This window comes from Legionella sp. (genome assembly GCF_965140895.1).
In the GTDB taxonomy this organism is placed as follows: domain Bacteria; phylum Pseudomonadota; class Gammaproteobacteria; order Legionellales; family Legionellaceae; genus Legionella.
In genome coordinates this window covers 1-2503 of the sequence record NZ_CBCSKT010000082.1, presented here as the reverse complement: position 1 = coordinate 2503, position 2503 = coordinate 1, and the positions used below count along the sequence as shown (strand labels likewise).

Here is a 2503-nt window from a genome sequence, read left to right as displayed (position 1 = left end):
GGATTAACATTAAAAACTAATCGATAACCTGAATCACTGAATCCTTCAGCTTGAGCAAGTTGCTTTGCTCTTAAAATCATTTTTCCCAATAGGGCCTGGTTTTCATCAGTAGCATCATTAATTGTCGCAATATGCTGCTTGGGTATAATTAACACATGGGTTGGTGCTTGTGGGTGCAGATCACGAAAAGCCATCAGCTCATTATCTTCAAAAACTACTGTAGCAGGAATTGCACCTCCGGCAATTTTGCAAAACAGGCAAACCATAAGCAATCCTAATAATTAATTGAAAATGCTATTATACATTTCTCACATATATTCTGACAGCTTCTCTTTGCCTTTTGATGCGATTTTTCGCATAATAGCCGTCTTTATTTCGATAGAAATTTTTTATTTCTAAGCCATGCTCATATAAATCGATGGCGAGTAACTATATTAATTCCAATAGGGGACATAAATGGGTTTAAAGAAAGTGAGTAGTGGGTGGGATCTCCCAAATGAAATTAACGTGATTATTGAAATTCCCATGAACAGTGGACCAGTAAAATATGAGGTTAATAAAGACTCTGGCGTATTATTTGTTGACCGTTTTTTGTCAACGCCAATGTTTTATCCTGCTAACTATGGTTATATTCCTAACACCCTATCTGAAGATGGTGACCCAGTAGATGTTTTAGTTATTACTCCAGTTCCTTTGATCAACGGTTCCGTTATTCCTTGCCGTGTTGTCGGGGTATTGAAAATGACTGATGAATCAGGTGTTGATGCTAAGTTATTAGCGGTTCCAATCAACAAGCTAACCAAAATTTATGAATCAGTAGAATCATATAAAGATTTACCTGAATATTTATTAAATTCAATAAAGCATTTTTTTGAACATTATAAAGACTTAGAAATAGGTAAATGGGTTAAAGTTGATGGCTGGGAAGGCCCAGATGCTGCTTTGGCAGAAATTGTCGCCAGCATTGACCGTTTTAAAGGCTAAATCTGACTCGTAGCCCGTGCTAATACGGGCTACTACAAATCATATGGCACTCATCTCGCTTTCTTTGGCTCCATATGATACCTTATTTTCTCGCATGCAAAGCTTAAAGGATATTTGGTGGCCCTCCATCTCTCTACACTGTTTGTCATAGTAGTTTTTTTAATTGTTTTAGCCGCTTTTTTTTCTGCCACAGAGATTGGCATGATGTCTTTGAATCGTTACAAGCTTAAACATTTGGTCAAAAAGAATGACGTTCACGCAATACGAGTTAATAAAATTCTCGCGCGACCTGATTTGTTGCTGAGCGTGGTTTTAATCGGAAATACCGTAGCCAATATTGTTGCCTCCATGATTGCGACATTAATTGGGCAGCGCTTATACGGTGATTTAGGTGTTGCGATTGCTACAGCGCTTTTAACCTTAATCATTATGGTTTTTGCGGAAATGATCCCCAAAACTTTCGCTGCTATTTATCCACAGCAAGTGGCGTTTTCGACCTCCATGCCACTAAAGATAATCCAAAAGCTCTTTTCTCCATTAGTATGGACCTGTAGCTTTATGTCTAACAGCATTTTACGTTTATTTCATGTATCTATTGATCGAGCGCAAAAGGAAGCATTAACCGGCGAAGAATTACGTTCGGTGGTACATGAGGCTGGCGGTTTATTGCCTGTTGAGCATAAAAGTATGCTGATTAGTTTGTTGGATTTGGAAACCGCGACCGTTGAAGACATTATGATTCCCAAAGCTGAAATTGTAGGAATTGATTTGGAACAGCCGTGGACCCAACTGTTAGAACAATTAGAAACTGCACAACATACGCGCCTGCCATTATATCGTGACACTATTGATAATCTAGAAGGTATGATTCATGTGCGCGATGTTTTAAATTTGGCCTTAGAAGACAAATTAAATTTAAATAGCTTATTGAGTACGGCCGATACACCGTATTTTATTCCCGAAGCCACTCCACTTAATGTCCAGATTCTTAATTTTAGAAAAATGAAACGGCGAAGTTCATTTGTGGTTGATGAGTATGGAAATATTTTAGGCCTGGTAACTATGGAAGATATTCTTGAAGAAATCGTGGGTGAATTTACTACGGATATCGCCGCCTTAAGCCGCGATATTATGCCGCAGAGTGATAACTCCGTAATTATTGATGCCAGTTTAACGCTGCGCCATTTAAATCGTTTAATGGGCTGGCAACTGCCAATGATTGGACCTAAAACCTTAAGCGGTTTAATTGTCGAGCACTTGGGTTACATTCCCCCCGCGGACTCATGTTTAACTATTGATAACTATCGTATTGAAATTTTAAAGATTAGTGATAACACCATTAAAAGCGTCAAAATGTTTAAACTCAGTAAGAAGCGAAAATAAATTAAGGTTTCTGCATTTGGTATTCGTATCTTATATAGCCTAGTTGCTTGCTAACGGGTTTTCCTTAACGGCAAGCATATCAGGCTATTTATCATTAGGTTCTTTAACGATGCCTACCTCAGTAGTAAACATATAG

3 protein-coding genes are annotated in these 2503 nt (G+C 38.1%); 2 read left to right on the top strand and 1 reads right to left on the bottom strand.

Annotated features, from left to right (window positions below; genetic code table 11):
* Positions 1 to 266, bottom strand: a 266-nt coding sequence (locus ACQY7T_RS09580) for an HIT domain-containing protein (protein ID WP_428412979.1), incomplete at its 3' end; no start/stop codon positions are given.
* A gap of 190 nt (positions 267 to 456) precedes the next feature.
* On the opposite strand from ACQY7T_RS09580, the gene ppa reads away from it, so the two are divergent.
* Positions 457 to 984, top strand: coding sequence for an inorganic diphosphatase (ppa, locus tag ACQY7T_RS09575; RefSeq protein ID WP_428412978.1), 528 nt, complete (start codon positions 457 to 459; stop codon positions 982 to 984).
* A gap of 117 nt (positions 985 to 1101) precedes the next feature.
* Positions 1102 to 2367, top strand: a complete 1266-nt coding sequence (locus tag ACQY7T_RS09570; RefSeq protein WP_428412977.1) for an HlyC/CorC family transporter — start codon at positions 1102 to 1104, stop codon at positions 2365 to 2367.
* Positions 2368 to 2503: the final 136 nt, after the last annotated feature.